Source organism: Bacillus sp. FSL M8-0256, from assembly GCF_038005765.1.
In the GTDB taxonomy this organism is placed as follows: domain Bacteria; phylum Bacillota; class Bacilli; order Bacillales; family Bacillaceae; genus Bacillus; species Bacillus safensis.
On sequence record NZ_JBBOTU010000002.1, the window covers coordinates 64,814 to 82,173 of the forward strand.

21 protein-coding genes are annotated in these 17,360 nt (G+C 36.6%); 20 read left to right on the forward strand and 1 reads right to left on the reverse strand.

Features of this window, described 5'->3' with window-relative positions; all coding sequences use genetic code 11:
* The first annotated feature begins 1,379 nt into the window (after window positions 1–1,379).
* Together NSQ76_RS20575 and NSQ76_RS20580 are read left to right on the forward strand one after the other, a co-directional pair.
* Complete coding sequence (locus NSQ76_RS20575) at window positions 1,380–2,495, forward strand: tetratricopeptide repeat protein (RefSeq protein ID WP_273796993.1); 1,116 nt, start codon at window positions 1,380–1,382, stop codon at window positions 2,493–2,495.
* Entirely contained in the window at window positions 2,492–2,623 is a 132-nt protein-coding gene (locus NSQ76_RS20580; RefSeq protein WP_341055853.1) for a hypothetical protein, read from the forward strand. Before NSQ76_RS20575 ends, NSQ76_RS20580 begins: the two co-directional genes overlap by 4 nt.
* Before the next feature lie 34 nt (window positions 2,624–2,657).
* Here the strand turns inward: NSQ76_RS20580 and NSQ76_RS20585 are convergent, their stop codons facing one another.
* The gene (locus tag NSQ76_RS20585) at window positions 2,658–3,041 is read right to left on the reverse strand and encodes a helix-turn-helix domain-containing protein (protein WP_273796991.1); all 384 of its coding nucleotides are present in this window, start codon (window positions 3,039–3,041) and stop codon (window positions 2,658–2,660) included.
* A gap of 531 nt (window positions 3,042–3,572) precedes the next feature.
* Between NSQ76_RS20585 and NSQ76_RS20590 the strand changes: the two genes are divergently transcribed.
* The 18 genes from NSQ76_RS20590 (at window position 3,573) to NSQ76_RS20675 (ending at window position 17,190) form a co-directional block, all read left to right on the forward strand.
* Window positions 3,573–4,094, forward strand: coding sequence for a hypothetical protein (locus tag NSQ76_RS20590; RefSeq protein ID WP_341055854.1), 522 nt, complete (start codon window positions 3,573–3,575; stop codon window positions 4,092–4,094).
* A gap of 486 nt (window positions 4,095–4,580) precedes the next feature.
* Entirely contained in the window at window positions 4,581–5,756 is a 1,176-nt protein-coding gene (locus tag NSQ76_RS20595) for a toxin Cry1Ac domain D-VI-related protein (protein ID WP_341055855.1), read from the forward strand.
* A 1-nt stretch (window position 5,757) separates the two neighbouring features.
* Window positions 5,758–6,033: a hypothetical protein gene (locus NSQ76_RS20600; protein ID WP_273796988.1), complete on the forward strand. Its 276-nt coding sequence runs from the start codon at window positions 5,758–5,760 to the stop codon at window positions 6,031–6,033.
* Window positions 6,034–6,096: 63 nt separating this feature from the next.
* The gene (locus NSQ76_RS20605) at window positions 6,097–6,876 is read left to right on the forward strand and encodes a hypothetical protein (RefSeq protein ID WP_341055856.1); all 780 of its coding nucleotides are present in this window, start codon (window positions 6,097–6,099) and stop codon (window positions 6,874–6,876) included.
* Window positions 6,869–7,084, forward strand: a complete 216-nt coding sequence (locus NSQ76_RS20610; protein WP_341055857.1) for a hypothetical protein — start codon at window positions 6,869–6,871, stop codon at window positions 7,082–7,084. Before NSQ76_RS20605 ends, NSQ76_RS20610 begins: the two co-directional genes overlap by 8 nt.
* Window positions 7,085–7,354: 270 nt before the next feature.
* A complete protein-coding gene (locus NSQ76_RS20615) occupies window positions 7,355–9,682 on the forward strand; it encodes a thioester domain-containing protein (protein ID WP_341055858.1) in 2,328 nt (775 codons plus the stop codon).
* Window positions 9,683–9,946: 264 nt separating this feature from the next.
* Window positions 9,947–10,333, forward strand: a complete 387-nt coding sequence (locus NSQ76_RS20620; protein ID WP_163189899.1) for a hypothetical protein — start codon at window positions 9,947–9,949, stop codon at window positions 10,331–10,333.
* A gap of 25 nt (window positions 10,334–10,358) precedes the next feature.
* Window positions 10,359–11,276: a type IV secretory system conjugative DNA transfer family protein gene (locus NSQ76_RS20625; RefSeq protein WP_341055859.1), complete on the forward strand. Its 918-nt coding sequence runs from the start codon at window positions 10,359–10,361 to the stop codon at window positions 11,274–11,276.
* Between the two features lie 12 nt (window positions 11,277–11,288).
* A complete protein-coding gene (locus NSQ76_RS20630; RefSeq protein ID WP_163189897.1) occupies window positions 11,289–11,642 on the forward strand; it encodes a hypothetical protein in 354 nt (117 codons plus the stop codon).
* A 22-nt stretch (window positions 11,643–11,664) separates the two neighbouring features.
* Window positions 11,665–12,054 (forward strand): hypothetical protein, encoded by a 390-nt coding sequence (locus NSQ76_RS20635; RefSeq protein ID WP_163189896.1) that lies wholly within the window; start codon window positions 11,665–11,667, stop codon window positions 12,052–12,054.
* Window positions 12,051–12,650, forward strand: coding sequence for a hypothetical protein (locus tag NSQ76_RS20640; protein ID WP_163189895.1), 600 nt, complete (start codon window positions 12,051–12,053; stop codon window positions 12,648–12,650). Before NSQ76_RS20635 ends, NSQ76_RS20640 begins: the two co-directional genes overlap by 4 nt.
* Before the next feature lie 62 nt (window positions 12,651–12,712).
* A complete protein-coding gene (locus NSQ76_RS20645) occupies window positions 12,713–13,150 on the forward strand; it encodes a hypothetical protein (RefSeq protein WP_163189894.1) in 438 nt (145 codons plus the stop codon).
* Window positions 13,147–14,400 (forward strand): CpaF/VirB11 family protein, encoded by a 1,254-nt coding sequence (locus NSQ76_RS20650; protein WP_163189893.1) that lies wholly within the window; start codon window positions 13,147–13,149, stop codon window positions 14,398–14,400. Before NSQ76_RS20645 ends, NSQ76_RS20650 begins: the two co-directional genes overlap by 4 nt.
* The gene (locus NSQ76_RS20655; protein WP_163189892.1) at window positions 14,397–15,209 is read left to right on the forward strand and encodes a hypothetical protein; all 813 of its coding nucleotides are present in this window, start codon (window positions 14,397–14,399) and stop codon (window positions 15,207–15,209) included. Before NSQ76_RS20650 ends, NSQ76_RS20655 begins: the two co-directional genes overlap by 4 nt.
* Complete coding sequence (locus NSQ76_RS20660) at window positions 15,206–15,931, forward strand: hypothetical protein (protein ID WP_163189891.1); 726 nt, start codon at window positions 15,206–15,208, stop codon at window positions 15,929–15,931. Before NSQ76_RS20655 ends, NSQ76_RS20660 begins: the two co-directional genes overlap by 4 nt.
* 15 nt (window positions 15,932–15,946) lie before the next feature.
* The gene (locus NSQ76_RS20665; RefSeq protein ID WP_163189890.1) at window positions 15,947–16,306 is read left to right on the forward strand and encodes a hypothetical protein; all 360 of its coding nucleotides are present in this window, start codon (window positions 15,947–15,949) and stop codon (window positions 16,304–16,306) included.
* A 524-nt stretch (window positions 16,307–16,830) separates the two neighbouring features.
* Window positions 16,831–16,983, forward strand: coding sequence for a hypothetical protein (locus NSQ76_RS20670; RefSeq protein WP_273796973.1), 153 nt, complete (start codon window positions 16,831–16,833; stop codon window positions 16,981–16,983).
* Between the two features lie 54 nt (window positions 16,984–17,037).
* On the forward strand, window positions 17,038–17,190 hold the full coding sequence (locus NSQ76_RS20675) for a hypothetical protein (RefSeq protein ID WP_273796973.1): 153 nt from the start codon (window positions 17,038–17,040) through the stop codon (window positions 17,188–17,190).
* The last annotated feature ends 170 nt before the right edge of the window (window positions 17,191–17,360 follow it).

A 17,360-nucleotide genomic window follows, 5' to 3' on the forward strand; every position in this document is an offset into this window, starting at 1 on the left:
GTTAGCATCAAAAGGGAAGTAAGTCAATATATTGATATCACTTTTAAACCATTAATATAGAAGGGATTAAGTTACTTTTAATCATTAAGTGATATCAGTGATATCATCATTTTTAATAAATTAATCATTTTGATATCAGAGGGGCTTTACGTCTGAAAAAAAATCGTGTATATTAAAACCAAGTTAAACTTTCAGTTAAAGTCAATGAGAAAGATTTGACAGAAAAAAACGATTCTAGTAATCTTTTTCACAACAAAAAACCCTGTTGTTTGGAGACAACAAGGTTATAAGAGTTCATACATAAAATCTCGATGAGTATAAAGTGAATACAAATAAAAAATGACAATAAAAAAGTGTCCGATGTTGCAGCACCGAACACTTCTTGTCTTGTATGATGGCACTCATACAATCCATTCCTTAATTTATGTCTTTATTTTACCGAAAACACGTGTATACGTCAATAGTTTTCGGCATTTTAAAAACGACAGAAAATGGTTGTTTGAGCGCTATCAAACAACCATTTTCTGTCGTTTTTTGTTTGTCACCCAGCTGCCGTTAAGGGGTGTAAAATAAACTGACGTCAGGAGTTGCCCCGTCCACCGCAAACCCGGGGATATACCACAATAAGCGTTCCTTGCTGCGCTTGTGGTGAATGGCGCGGACGGCCATAAACGGTCCGGAGAATGTGGAGAAACCACTAGGTTGCTTGGCGCACTACGGTGCGGGTAACCAGGGTCAATCTTTTATGATAACGTCACACAATGGAGTGTGGGCGTGTGAGAGAACACAAGAAAAACCCATAAAAGAAGCATACAGGACAAGCATTGTATGTAAAAAGACCATGGCAGGCGAAAGCCTGGCGATAGTAAGGCAGTACTGGAAACCTCAGGCATCACTACCTCGCCAGTTTCAAACTGATCGATTACCTTATAGCAGCACGTTTATTTTTTTACGTGTCTGCTATAGGTAATCGAATTTCGCGCCTGTTTCCTAGAGCAGTCAGCTATCCTGCCAGTTTCAAGTTCGAAAAGTCAAGTGATTTACACAAAAAACGCGAAATTCCTTAAAACCTCCGGTTTTAAGTTCCTTTTTATAGAGAATTGTTCTTTTGATAGAACAATGATATTTTAATATATTAATGCATTTAGATATAAAAGAATACCTTCAGTGACTAGGGAATTAATCTGTAAGAAATATATGGATTGTGCTTACATGTTTTAGTATTATTTCATTACAAACCGAATAAAGGGGAAGAGAACACTTAACACTATGTACTAAATGTTCTGTTTGTATTGATTTGTTCCTTGTCTTAGTGATTTCGTGATATGACCGATATGTAAGTTATAACCTGTTTAAGATCAGCTGGAGGGAAGAGCATTATGTCATCAATTGCAAGAAAAGAAATTCCTTCCCCTTACGTGGCAAACCTTTTAAATACTTGGAATGAGTTTATTGCAGCGGGGAAAGCACAGGAATCAATTGATAAGAAGCATGAGATAGAAAGTTTATTGTCTGAGCGTAATGATGAAATGGAGCTTCTTGAATACTTTTATTTATTGGATTATTCGCATAGTATAGCCTTTGGAAAGGATGCTATTGGTTCTTTGGCTAATGTTGTCTCAATGTTAAGTAAAGGGAACCATGAGCTCTTGATTTCTTACTACTATGATTTATGTGCAGGGGATTATGAGTATTATCAAAAAAATTATACAAAAGCAATAACGTATTATGAGGCCGCGGAACGAAAGTTATCTAGGATTCCAGACGTTGGTGATATAAAGTTTGCTGAGTTTCATTACAAGATTGGAATTGCGTATTATGCGATTGATCAGCACTTATTTTCTGTTAGTCATATTGCTAAAGCAAAAGAAATTTTTGAAAAACATGATATGCATAAAGATGATGCTATACAATGCAGTATGATTATGGGTGTTAACCTGTATGATATGGGCCGTCTAGATGAAGCAGAAGCATCATTCAGGAGCGCCTTGACTGAATCGGAGTTCCATGGGTATCCTATGGTTACAGCAAAGATTTACCATAATCTTGGGCTGATTCAGTGGCAGCGTGAATCATATGATATGGCCATTTATTATTTTGAAAAGGCATATTCATATGACTGGATCAAGGAGTCGGAAAAAGGTCTTCAAACGGTCTATATGCTGTCTAGGGCTTCCTACAATGCCGGTTTTAGGGAAAGAGCATACGAGTGGTATCTACTTGGACTTGAAAAATGTGAAGAATATAATGACTGCGAGTACAGGGCCAAGTTAGACATCCTATTTTACCTGTATGAACAACCTTCTGTGCAAAAAGTGAAACAGTCATTGGCTTATCTCGAAGAAAAAAATTTATGGCCTGACGTTTCGAAAATTGCAAAGGGTGTCGCAGATCTTTATGAAGAGCAAGGGGATCTAAAAAATAGCCACGAGTTCTTAAAAAAGGCATTGTATGCGAAAGACCAAATACTAAAAATAACGGAGGCGTTATCATGAAAAAAATGAGTTTCGTTGTTATTTCAAGTGTTGTTGCGCTTACTGCCGTGGTGTTTGTTGGAACAGGCTTACATTCTTCAGTTGAACAAGAACAGAATTTTCAAGTGGCTCAAAAAGGCATGGTTTGAGAGCTTGAACAAAACGGCTAACCTGGTTAATGGGTTAGCCGTTTTTATTTCTCTCCAATGCAGCGCGGATCTTCAAGAGTTCAATTTGTTCCTGGATATGTTGAATATCTTTTTCGGAGAGTCCTGTAATATCAAATAGTTGCAGGTTTTTAACTGGTTCTTGTTCAGTTTTTTCTTCATCTGCCTCTTCAGCAATAAATTCGAGCAGCTGCATAACTTCTATATTTGGGATTGAAAGGACCTTGGCCAACTTTTTAATCACTTCACGAGAGGGCTTCTTTCTCTTTCCGTTTTCAATCTGCGAAATATATGCCGAAGTTAATCCTGTGCGGTTTGCTAGCTCAGTTTGAGTCATATTGTTTTGTCGTCGTTTAGTTTTTAAATATGTGGAGAGTTCAAACATCCCTCTATCTTCCACTCTTCCCACCTCACTACAGGATTCAAAAAAATTTTTAACACCCAGTTAAATAAACTGGTTAAAATAACTTTACACCAGTTAAAATGTTTGTTATTCTTGTTATATAAACAGTGAAAAAAAGCAAAAAAAGGGGTACAAAAGTCACTCTTTTTTGGCTAAATTTGTTTGTTTTAACGGTTAAATTAACTTAAAGGTTAGCTGTGCGTTGATTTGGAGATTAACTGTTAGTTAACAGTAAAGTTAAGTATGTAACTATAATACAACAAGAGATGCTTTATCTCAATTCAGTTAATAATTAAACAAAATTAAATTTGGGCTATCACAAAGTGAATTAAAGCACTTTAGCGATATAGCTCACAGGCAGATTTGACATCTGTTAGTGTGAACTTGCCCCATTTAAGTATTCATATCATTCAAAAAGTGCATTAGGCTTTATTATGTGCTTTGAAGGGTGAAATGAGAAATGGAGCTGTCAGACTATCGATGTCATGGCAGCTTTTTTGTTTGTAAAAATTTATAGGAGGAATTAGCTTGGCAAAAGTTCTATTACTCGACAAGAAAATGACTGAGAAGGATATTAGAGAGTGTGGTGCTGAGGTAAAAATGTTCAATGGCAGCATATATGAAATTTGGGGTACAGACTGCATTCATACGAAATTTAAAACACAAAGACCACTATCTCAATGTTATAAAGCGATTAGAAACGTTAAAGATCGTGAAGGGAAAATCATTGGTAAACGTAGACACCCAGGGAATGGCCTTTATTTTACAAGCGCAGCCATTAAACCTCTTAAACAAGAAAGACCAATGTTCACGCCTCCAAAAGCACCTCGGAAATCAAGAAAACCTATGAGAAACATCAACAAATGTGGCAGAGCTAAAAAAGTATCAGTCTTCTTGCATGAAACTGGCTATACAGATTTACAGGAAATCAAAAGAATTCTTCTGGAAAGAGGAGCCAGACAAGTAGATGTTTATCGGACAAAAAAGGGGATTGCATTAGTTACGCGTCCTGACAATGTATTAAAAGAGTTTATTTCTGAAAAGGAATGATGCTGAGACAGGGTTCACACGTTTGTCAGTGATTTAGCACAATAATAGCTTACCAATCCATTGTTTTACCAAGTGTAAATGGGCGGAAAACTAAAGTTTTCTTGGGAGTGCAGAATATACTCTGCTGTTGGTTGCTAAAAGTGCTGACAAAAACTAATTGAATACTAGGGTAAGTCCCCCTCCAAAGGTATAAAGGCCATGCAATATCTTTGGGTGATATGTTCTTCTTGGTGCGAGAAACGCGAAAGGCGTTGGTAGACAGCAAGTTTGGCTTACATTATCAGATTTAGAATCTCTGATTCTAAATACTTGGCTGATATAGAGTTGGTGAGTTACAACTGCTACAAACTCACGATTTGGACTGTTAAATGATCATTGATAAACGTGTGAACCCTGATTGCTTCAGTGTCACCAATATTTATCTTACATCATATGTTTCAGGCTCAAATCGTAAAAATCAATACTAAATGGGAGCGATGATTAGATATGAGAAAGAAAAAGTTGGTCGCAGGAGTAGTTAGCGGAGTTTTAGTAACGGGAGTAGCTGGATCTATCTTATTTCATACATACCAAGCTAAAGCAGAAGAAAAAACGCTAAAACAAGCTATGACAGCTGTTGATTCATTGTATTCTTCAACAAAATATACGTATTTGGCTGATAATATCTCCAATAAGAAAATTGAGAAGGCAAAAAAATTAACAGAAGAAGTTTCTGATGCTAAAAGCAAAGCCAGCCTGGTAAGGAAAGTAAGTAACGCGGCCATTATGTTAAAGGCAGAAGACGCTGTTCACGAAGATATTGTGAACGGAGTAATTGTTGATGACTTAACTGACACGAAAATAGATACAGCTGAAAAAGTTGTTGAAAAAGTAAAGCCTATCAGCAAGGAATTATATTCCGATCTCAGTAAGGAATTAGATGTTGCTGAGGACCAGTTAAAACAAATAGAGAAAGTAAAAAAGATTATCAAAAAGCCATCATACAATTGGGAAGCTTATAAGAAACTTGAAAAGGAAATCAACAAAGTATCAAATAAGGCGAGTAAAGCGAAGTTCAAAGAAAAACTTAAAGAAATTAAAGAAAAGATAAAGGCTAAAGAGCAAAGTGAAAAAGACAGCAGTAAGAAGTCATCCTCAAGTACAGCTCAACAAAGCGATAATTCAAATAAAGTAACTGAAGAAAAGACGGGAAGTAAGCAGGAAACATCAGGGAATACTTCAAATTCAACAAAAGAAAATTCAGGCTCAACAAATACTGCAGCATCATCACAATCGAGTTCTAACTCACACTCAAGTGCATCAAGATCGAGTTCCAACACACAATCTTCTACATCACGATCCAGCGGAAATTCTTATTCAAACAGTTCATCCGGCAGCAGTAAGAGCTATCAAGGTAGCAACAACCAACAATCATCAAACAGCAGTACAAAAAGCTATAGTAGCAGCGCGGGGAGTAAAAAATCAACGTCAAGCAAGAGTTCTGGCAACACGTCCAGTAACAAGTCCTCTTCAAATACAAAAAGCAAGCAATCACAAAGTAGCAACACTATGAAGAATGCCAACGATTTTGTGAATGATTTTAATAATGGCAATTATAATCACGTTGGTAGTGGTAATAATGGAACAGGCAATGATTATGATGTTTATAAGAGAGGGGAATAACTTGGCTGTGTTCGAGAAACCTTCTTATAAGCCATACTATATATTCATTTTAGTAATAATCTTAATGTTGATAGGTGGCTACTATTATTCGGAAAAAGCAGAAGATAGAAGATATGACCTAGTATCTGAAAAATTAAACATCCCTCAGAGTCAATTTGTGATTCGCTCTTTTTGGGGAGATGATACTTATACAGTTATTTCAGGAGAAACAAAATATAAGGTTAAGTTTAATATATTTAATACTCAAATTGAGCACTTTGCAGAAGAACGGTCTTAATATGGCCGTTCTTTTTATATGCATTTTCTAAGAAGTCTGAAAAGCGAAGGAGGGTGTGACTTAGTGGAACTGATAACTGCTCAAGAGAATTGGCGCGATGAATTTGGTCAAAACGCTGTTGCGAAAATCACCCAATTGATCGAGGAAGAAGGAATTGTTATTCAAGAAAGGTTTCAAAATTCTCTTAGCAACAGCTATGAGTATGAACGGGATATAAAGGATGGAAAATGCATTCAAAGAAAAATTATAGTACCTCAGTTCACTGACGATGATGCTCTAATTAAAACTTTTGCGCTTGCAAGTGGACTTGGGCACCATTATGTTCAGAACAATGTAAAGGGATGGAAAGCGAAATTTCTGAGTTCAAAACATCCACTGGCTAGATATATTAAGGAAAAATCAGCTTGGAAAAAAACACAGGGGATTTTAGAAAGCATAGGTGTTTTACCTGATGAAAATGAAGAAAAGCCTTCGATTGAATTCAAGAAAATTTGTAGCCAGTCGGAGTTTTTTAGTTATAAGCGCTGTTGTCTATCAACATATAAAGATGAATTGTTTAATTCTATGATCATTCCTTTTAAAAAGCTGCTAAATATTGCATTGTATCTTATTAAACTGCAGATTTTGATTTATACAATTCTTGGTTTACTTTACGTTTTTAATCAAAACAATGTACCAGTTCCAGAATGGATGGGCATCAGTACCCTAAACCCCAAAGACATTTACAAGTTATCGTTTCATATATTTACTACGATTGTTTCGTTACATTTGTTTATTGTTGTATCTATCAAGGTGATTTTTCTTAGGAGTGGTGATTTTTCTAGGAGTGAGAATGATGGATAGGGAAGCTGCTTTAAATGCATTAATTGTAACAATATTGATCGGATTGGTGTCAACAGGGATATATCTCTTTATCATTTATGTTCCTCATGGTGGTGTAATCACATTATTTGTGATTACAACCATTATAATATTCTTGGCGTTATATTCTGCTTTTAAAAAACTGAAGGAAGAAAAAGAATTTCAGAAACAGGTTGCTCAGAGGAGGTGAGACTCATGAGTTATAATTTTTCTTTGTTTTGATAGAAGGGGTAGGGGATTTGTTGTGAGAACAATTTTTTATTTACCTCCGGCTGGGTTTAGTTTACTTCGGAAAATTAAGCTTTTGCCAGCTGGTGTATCAAGTGAAAAATCTACAGAGAATCTTGAGAAGGGAGGAGATGACCATGTTTCTAAACAACATTATTGTAGGTCCGATCGTGTTTGTTAAAAAAGGATTAACAGGCCTCGCCAACGAGTATTCAAATGAAAGGTGATGACCATGAAACTTGTAAGTAAATTTAGTGTGTGGGTTCTCAGTGCCGTGGCATTTGCTGCAGCGCTTTTTTTTACGCCCTTTTTTACTTCTTCAGCGGAGGCAGCTACAGCTGTTGCAAAGGGTCCGTATTCCTGGAAAGATCCGCATGGAATAACGCATGAAACTGCCTATATCAAGATAGGTGACACGATTGTTTACTGTATTGATCCTGACAAGCCTGCACCGTATGGAGGGCACTCATATGGCGTTCCTAAACGACAGTATGATGATGGCGTAAAGGCCATTCTATACTATGGTTTTGGCGGGGACGGAAACGAAATTGGAAAGACAATGACCGATATGGTCAAAACCTATGTGGCCCTTAACAACTGGCTTGATGGAAAAAGAGATCAACGAACATATAGTAACCAGGATTCTGAAGTATGGAAGTTGATCCAACATGCAAAGAAGGGTGATGCTCCTAGTTACCAAGTCTCTTTTAGTAAGAAGAAGGTTTCTAGTTCGATTTCAGGAAGTGAGCAAAAATCCGAAACCATCAAATTAAACGGAAACGGAACTGTTACCTTAAATGTCCCTTCTAAAGTAACTATTCATGTAAAGGGTGGCAAAACTCAAAAGGGCGGCAAAATCACTATTCATGACGGACAAAGTTTTTACTTTACAGCGCCCTTAGATTATGGATCTGATTATGCCACAGGAAATGTCAATGGGACAATCAATCAACTGGCTTCACTGCTTTATCTACCGAACTCTAATAGTTACCAACGGTTAATGGGCAGCACGTTTGTTGTTGATCCAGTAGTTGAAGCCGGTTTTACAGTTCATTTTGAAAAACGACAAAAAAAGATCACAGTTTTACACAAAGATAAAGATGAAAAGACTCTTCTGAAGAAAACAACTGAAACCAAGAATATTGGCAGCAAGTACAGTTATACCCCAGAGAAAAAAATAATTAAGGACGGAAAAACTTATGTCCCAGTAAGCACTGAAAAGAAAGATGGAACTTTGGGGGATAAGGATGTAACCATTACTTTTTACTATAAGCTTCAGAGGAAAATAACTGTGCTCCATAAGGATAATCGCGATAAAACATTGATTAAAAAAGAGGAGTACACGAAATATAGGGGTGACTCTTATTCATATTCACCTTCAAAGTCTTTAAAGAAAGGTGATTACACATACAGGCCGGTATCGACAAAGAAGGTGACAGGGAAGGTTGGTAAAGACAACATAACTATCACTTTTTATTATGATGTTCCTTTAATAAAAGTAGGCTTAGATAAGCTTCAAATATATACTGATCAAGCAAATAAGGGACTTCCGGTAAAACTAACGTTATCCAAAACAAATATTTATAAGAACGATACAACGGGCATGGATGATGCAAAAATAAAAGTCAATCTATATCAAGGTAAAGATGTTGTTGCATTTAAGGAATACACTGCAAAAACATTACCTAAAACCCTTAATATGAAAATTCCGTCATCAGGGCTGAAGGTGAATGAAAATAAGCCGTATACGGTCAAATTAGAGGGTTTTAACAAAAATGATATAGATGTAGTCTCCAAGGCATCCGAGCTCACTACGCACGGTTTTACGAGTTCTGAGACTACACTGAAATTAGATGCGACAAAAAGTAAATCAATCAACAAGAAAAGCGTCATTATGACTGAAATTACACCAACTACAAAAGAAAAACGCTTTTATGAAACCTTTACTGTTTCAACAAGTGAAATTCCTAAAATGAAGACAGGCTACGGTTTTGAACATAAAATGAGTTTGTCTTATTCGAATGAATTGGGCGGCAGCTATAATGAAGATCCATTTGTTTTAAATGTTCCTGAGTCATTAATTGACAGCTACTTAGAGTATCCAACATCAAAGAAGACATCAAAAGTCACCCTCGATCAGGTTAAAAAGCAAGAATCTAAAACAGGAAACGTCAAAACGACAGATATCAATTATGAGCTCCCTCAAGTTTTTGTAGAGAAAAAGACAGGCAGCTTGTTTTCACTGTCTCAAAAAGATAAAAAAGATAAACGTATTAAAAACGAGCTTATTGATGGGGGAAGGAAATTTTACCTTCCGGTATGGATGGATTTAGGTAAGTATGATGTTCATACAGATTCACCAAAAATCGGTGTTCACCGAATTAAAGTTGTTGTCCAAAATCAAATCGATGTGACAGCCTATATGTACGCGACAATGGATTCAAACACAGTTGATAAAGATGAAATACTGCTTCAGCCGGTTAACAAAAAAGATCCGTTTCCAGAGGGTTTACCTGAAGGATGGACAAATGAGGATCTAAAATGGATTGAACAAGAATAAACAACAGGAAAAGCCTTGAGTCGATCAAGGCTTTTTTTAATAAAGAAATGGAGTGGATTATGATGGTCGAATTTTTAAATACTTATTATATCTATATTCAAGTTGTAGCGATAATCGTATTAATAGGTTCCCTCGGTTTCCTGAAAACAGCACCTAACAAAAAATATAAGGTGATTTATTCTATTTACTCAGTGTTTTTAGTGGCAGCAAATATCTTAATCTTTATAAAAGGTCATGGTTCATAAAAGCAAATGAGGTGATGGCATGAAATTTGGTCTTTCGAAAGTGCTTTTAATAATCGTCGGCGCTGCTGCAATTTTCTATATAACGGTTTATGGTGCTGAACAATTTCGGCACAACGCTGTCATCTCTACCATGAATGAATCAGCGAAAATTGCCGGTATTAAAAGCTTAGACAATAGTGTAAGGGTGAAACCTGGTGAAGCCAGGATCTCTGAAAGTGAATTTGAAAAAGTTTTCGCTCAACAGTTTGAGCAGAATTCAAATGTCAAAGTTGATCATAAAGGTTATCAGTTCAAATACTTAAAGTCGAATGATGGGGCTATAAAGGCAATCAAGATCATTTTAACCGATGAACGAGGCACAACGTATCCGGTGACTTACGTTTCAAATATTAAGACGGGAACTTAACTAAAAATGATAGGAGATTGATGAAATGAGACTAAATGCTGTTATTAAAAGTAGTGAATATACAACGGATAGAATTTTGGGAGTCTTATCACAATTGGCTGCCAAGAGTCTAGATGAACGGCCATCATTGGTATTCAATGATCCGGATGATGAGCTATTCAAAAAGGTTGCTGTACAGTTAAAAAACTTTGGATATGAGGTCTATCAATTTAAAGATACTGATACGGCCAGTTCCATGCAATACAACCCATTGGAGTATTTAGTGGAGCTTCAAAAAAATGGGCTAGCAGATAAGTTAAACGAAACTGTTGATGATATTTCTTATTATCTCTTTGAAGATGAAGACGGCCCTTTTAAAGTTTTAGCACGCAGCGTATTTAAAAATGAACTTGTTACGCTTATCGAGAAGTCAGCTGCAGGAGGCGAAACAGTATCCTTTAAAAGCCTAGATATGAACACCTCAGAAATTTTAGATCAACAGGATTTAACCAAGGAAGTTAAGGAAACAATTTTGTTTAATATAAAAGCCAAGTTGAACGGTGAAGCATTTAAAAAGCTTTCTGAATCGAGTATCCATCTGCAGGATATTGGATTTTCAGATAAACCGGTTGCTATCTTTCTTAGCGACTCTGAAAATGCGTTGGTTAATTTAACAAAATCTATATTCATAGAGCATCTTTATTCAAGTTTGTGCCAAGGAATACTCTCATTGAAAAAGTTTAAATGCGATAGACAGGTATTTATTACATTACGTGATTTTGAAAAAATGATTCCAATTCGAAATATTGGTTTTATGGTGGCGCTATCGATTGGCCGCAGTATCTATTTTAATTTATTGGTTAATTCGGAAACAGAATTGCTGAAAAGGTATGGAGAAACAACCACTTCTTGGATTCTTTCTAACTGTAAAGGAACTATGGGCGCAGAATATGCGGCGTTCTAAGGAGAAGAAAAAATGACTGGAAAAAAGAAGCAGGATCAAAGCCGATGGAAAAGGATATTAAAAAGACACAAGGAAGAAATTGTATTCTTAATAATAGCGTTAATAGTGCTGATTGTCTTAATAGTGGGAGTAATAGCCATGACTGGTTCAGTAAGACATGGTCTAGAGCAAATGAATGAACAATCAGAGCAGGAAGAGTCAAGACGATACGAACTAGTAGCTCACGAACTAAACGTTTCTAAGAAACATCTGCAAATTGAATCGAGATTTTTTTCTAGCTGGTATGATGTTAATGCTGATGGTGATCATTATACGGTGGAATTTAATGATGATTACACCAAAGTCGAAAAAATTGTAAAGGAATAACATGATTAGGGAGGACAAGAGGATGCTTTTTAAAAAAAGGTCTGTTTTGGTTAGTTTGTTCCTGTTAGCTGCAATTACGGTATTAGCAGGGTGCAATGTTGAGGAAAGATCTGCTGAAGTAAAAAAAGATGAAACTGTAAAAAAATATGATCTTGTCTGGTTTGATTATTTAAATTCAGATGATACAGACAGCCGTCCGACAGTAAAAGTGGCATATATCGACAAGGGGAAAGAAAAGACTAAATCCTTTCAATCCTACACAGAAGATGTTTTAGATATTGAAAAGCCGTATATCAAGATTAAAGGTAATGAAGTCTTTATTTATCGGCCGCCTTATATGAAATACGTTCAAGATCCGGTGCAAGGTCAAGTTAAAGAAAAAAAGGTGCAGCAAGGTAGTGATCAAAAGTGAAACGGAAAAATCACTTTTTAGTCGCGATACTTGCTGTTTTTATTTTGAATACAGTTTGGATCAACGGAGCAAGTGCAGCTGCCAGCTCTGCTAAAGGTTCAAGTTCATCGAGCAGTGGGGCACGGGTGTCCTCTTCTTCTTCCAGAGTGGTAACAAGTAAAAGTGCCATGAACGCTGCTAGAAATGTCACAAACCGGTCTGCAGCATCATCTTCTTCAATATTTAAAAACGGCCGGAGCAATGTTGTAAATAATGTGCAAAGATCATTAAATCGCAACACCTTATATAAAGGCAACTTAAAAAACACATTAAATCAAAAAGCAATCGGAAACAACTTTCACAATTTTTATTTTCCTTATTGGTTTATATTTGGCAGTCAAAACTTCTCCAAAGAACAAACAAAAATTGTTTCAAATTTAGGAGCCAAAACGAATGACATTACAAGTTCTAATGAAACGAGATATTGGCTGCTAATTCAGGACAATCAGAAGAAAAAACATGCTGTTCTGGTTTCTAAAGAGCAATTTGAGAAAGTGAAAATCAATGATGAGGTTCAGTTAATCAATAAACAATTGATTATTAGAAATAAGCGTTAATTTTGTTCATTAAAGGGGCCAAGAAAAATGTTGACTGAAGACAAGATGAAGGAGGAAAACAGTTGAGTATTCTTGTAACACAAATGTTGAAGGACGTTCTAAATTCCGAAGAAGAAGAATCGATTATTGAGATGGCTTGTCGTAGAAATAGCCTGTATACAAAGGGGAAATCTGAGATTATTGATGATTTAAAGAGACGCTTACCCATTTTAGGTAAGGAATCATTAATTGATTTGCTATTCCTGATTGATTCCCATATCACATCTCGGGAAAAATCAATTGAAAAGGAAGGGAGCAAACAAGTGATTAATAAAGGTATTTATATAGGTGATCTAAACCCCAATAATATTAATTTCCCTAACACTGATTTAAGACAAAATATCAGTAAGAACCTTGGTTATGTCAACAAAGTGGTCGTCGGAAAAATGGGGAAAGGGAGAAATACTTTCATATCAAGAGAGGAATTAAGCAAAGATCAAGGCGGAGGGATTACCGAATGAAAGAATTAATTGACCGTAAAACATTGGATGATATCCTCATACAGTTGAAAAAAGATAATATCTCGCTCTATCTTGCTGCTTTTACAGACGAGAAAAAAAGAGAAGAGCTTAAAGAGTATCTGTTAGATAAACACAAACTCCTTATGAGTCGGGAAGGATACTTAGACTATGCGATCCAGGAACTTGTCGGTTTGGGATTTATAGAGTCTCTTATGAAGGACGAAGACATAACTGACATATCGTACAATGCAACTCATCTTGTTGTTGAATCAAACACCAAAGGGAAATACAAATATCCGTTCGATAAAGAAAAAGATCCTTACTTTATAGATAAAGTTATCCAAAAGTTTGCCAGCGCGTCAGGAGGAGAGTTAACGCCTAATAAAGCTTCTTTAAATGCTACACTGCAAAAATTAAGGTTAAATGCAATACACCAGCATAATTCTCCCTATGGGGCCACAATGTCTTTGCGGGCAACTAGAGCTCGGTTAGCACTCAATGACGATAACTTTCATGAATTTGCACCTCTAGAGATGCAAGAATTTTTTGAAGCTATAGTGAAAATGAGATGTAACATCTTTATAGCAGGGGAAACAGGTACTGGAAAAACAGAACTTCAAAAATATTTAATGAGCCATATTCCATTTGAGGAACGAATTTTACTCATTGAGGAAGTTCAAGATAACTACGCTAAAGAATTGTTTCCTGAGAAAGATATTTTTAGCTGGATCACTAATAATAATATGACCATAACGCAACTAATTAAAGCTGGTTTGCGTAACCATCCAGTGTGGATGATTATTGCAGAGACATTGGGTGAAGAAGCCTATGAAATCATGAATGCAATCTTAACCGGCCATAAATTAATTACTACGCTCCATGCAGTTGATGCCAGGGCTATTCCAAAGCGAATGTTGAAAATGGCTAAAGTAGGTCCGTTTAATGTTGATGACGACAGCTTCCTTGAAGATTTCTATCGGTATGTTCAATTAGGTGTCCATATTAAGAAACGTAAAATTAATGGAATTGTGCAGCGTTATTTAAGTGAGGTTGTTGAATACCATTCAGATGGAACAGCAACGACTATTTTTAAACAGACCGAAACGGAGACTGACGAGCTGAGAACTGACTATGGGAAAATCAGTTCTGAATTAATGCATCGAATGATTGAATTTAGGGCATCGCTGCCAGAGATATTTCTTCCTGAAGAAGTAAAAAGCCAAGTATTGGTCGGAGTTGGTGATTCATGAAATCAAAGGGCCGGATCTTTGACTTAGATGAATTAAATGCCTATAAAGTTGCCTATGGAAAAGAAGAAGTTAACCGTCAGGATATTTATAAACAGGTTGTTTTGCCGGCTGCCGTTGTATTTCTTTATGTATTTGTCTTGTACTATTACTGGTGGTTAGCAGCTATTGCTTCAATTGCAGGCGTAATTTATGGATTTCGTATTGCAATGCCACAAAATATTAAGCGTGAATATGAGAAAAAAGCTTTACTCGAAAGAAACAGATTTGTTAACAATATGACTCAGATTTTAACCAATCCAGATCAAACTGTATTAGAGGCCTTGAGGCTTGTTACTGAACGGGCTAAAGGGGAATTCAAAAAGGATCTCTTAAATTTGCTCGCAGATCTAATCGATGCTTCGGATGATAAAAAGATAGCTGCCTTTAGTCAGATGCGGGAAAAATATAAGAAAGATGTAATCTTTGACTTATATCTAGAGCAACTAACGACTGCTGCTCTCGAAGGAAGAACCAGCATTGAATCAATGAAAGACATAAAAACTTGGCATAATAAAGCAATGAAGAAACAAAAAGATTTTCTGAAAAAGAAAGAGAGACACGCATATGAATTTAGGCAAACAGCTATTTATGGACTAGGTATCATTGCGGCTCTTTCTTACGCTTTAGGATGGCAAAAGTTTATTGATGTTTATGCTCATTCACCTATTGGATGGGTTTTTAGTGCTGTTTATCTAATTGTGATAGGCCTTTACTTTTTATCCTTCAAAAAGAGAATGGCTGATGACGAGATAATGGAAGTGAAAATATGAAGAAGCGATCAATTTGGCACAAGTTCGCAGAAAAAGACCTTTATGAAATGATCGAAAAGATGGGGTATGGAGAAAAAGAGTTTACATTATTTCAAAGAAAGAGACTAATAAAGTCACTTCTGATTACTCTTGCAGCTATACCACCAGGTATTTTAATAAATAAGCTATGGTTTTTCTTAGCAATCCCTGCATTCTTCTATATTTGGTACTTGGATTATGCAAAGGCCAAAAAAGAATATAGGGGTTTCCTATTTAAGAAACAGCTTGCCTTTTCTAAGTTCATGCGTTTGGTTATGCCATACTTAAAACAAAAGCATAACTCTATCTATACTGTTTTTAATAAAATATTACGTCGCTTGGAAGACGGATCTGATTTAAAAGCTGCTTTAGAGAATCTCATGAGTGAAATTAATGATAAACCCAACTCGATTGAACCGTATTTGGCATTCGCTCGTTATTCTGGCGGTTCTGATTCTCATATCAGCTTTATGACCATGTTGTACGACTATAGCCAGTATACATCTGATGAATCTGTGATAACGGAACTTGGGCAGTTAGCCAGTGATGAACTGTTTGAGGGCATAGACGAGATTATCAATATTAAATCGCGTTCATTTGTATTTTTCCCAACCAAACTAACATTAGCAAATTTCATTTTGTTAGCTGGGTATATGGGTGCGATTATTTATAACTTGGTTACTGAGGGCCTGAAATTTTCATAGAAAGGGGGAAAGGAAATGGAACAAAACGTAGCCAGCCTACAAAATATGGTTCTGACTGGACTCCTTTTAATGGCTATTATTGCAATTGCAGGGGCAATTGTTCCCTTTACGCAAGCCATTGAGTTTAAAAGTTATGTTACCACTCAAATTGAGCGTAATGGAGGCCTTACTGCCGAGGCTAAAGAAAATATCGATGAATACAATCAAGCACATTACCAGGGCCGTTATCAAGTCTCCAGTAACTCTGAAGGGCAAAAAAAGAAGTTTGGTGAAAGTGTAGATTATACGATTAAAGGCAATGTTCATTTCGATTTCTTTAATCTCCCGCCAATACCTATAGGTGTTAAAGGTTCCGCGGTTTCTTTGGTGAGGTGATTATATGTTTGGAATGAATGTGGATCGAATATTGAACTTTATTGCCTGGATCGGAATTATATCGGTCGTTGCCGGTGCGATTTATGGTTATTACTATACTGAACTGCCGGATCTTATCGTTGAATATTTTAGAGGGTTAAGGCCTGATACTTAACAATAGTGAATAGTGTAGGTTTCGAATTTTACACATGAAAAGAGCTGATATTTTCGGCTCTTTTTTTATTGGAGGGAAATAGAGGGTTTGGTAGGGATATTGCAGTTCACAGAGATCATACTTCCTTTTGTCTTATTAATTGTTATTAGTTCTATTGGTGTGCTAATCACAGAGGAGAACGTCGATAGAACGATTCATGGGGTTAGCGCAATTATTGTAGGGCACCTAGTTCTTTTATTAATGAGCGTTGCACTACCGGAAATAACCCAAGAAATTTTTGATTATCTGACAAAGGATATTAAATCATCTGTTTGATAACCTCCCGCGGGCCAATGGCCGGCAATAAAAGACTTGAAGGGAGGTGAGAAGGATGTTTGAAGCAAACGCGGACAGATCCATTCATGGGATTGGGGCAATTATCGTAGGATCGTTGGTCATTTCCCTTATGAGTGTGGCGCTGCCGGAAGTATGTCAATTAGGTGTTGATTATCTGAAAAACAAGCTGAATGCAGCTGTGAAATAAACCTCCCGCGGGCCAATGGCCGGCAATAAGAAGACTTGAAGGGGGGTGAGAAGGATGTTTGAAGCAAACGCGGACAGATCCATTCATGGGATTGGAGCAATTATCGTAGGATCGTTGGTCATTTCCCTTATGAGTGTGGCGCTGCCGGAAGTATGTCAGTTAGGTGTTGATTATCTGAAGAACAAGCTGAATGCAGCTGTGAAATAAACCTCCCGCGGGCCAATGGCCGGCAATAAAAAGACTTGAAGGGGGGTGAGAAGGATGTTTGAAGCAAACGCGGACAGATCCATTCATGGGATTGGAGCAATTATCGTAGGATCGTTGGTCATTTCCCTTATGAGTGTGGCGCTGCCGGAAGTATGTCAGTTAGGTGTTGA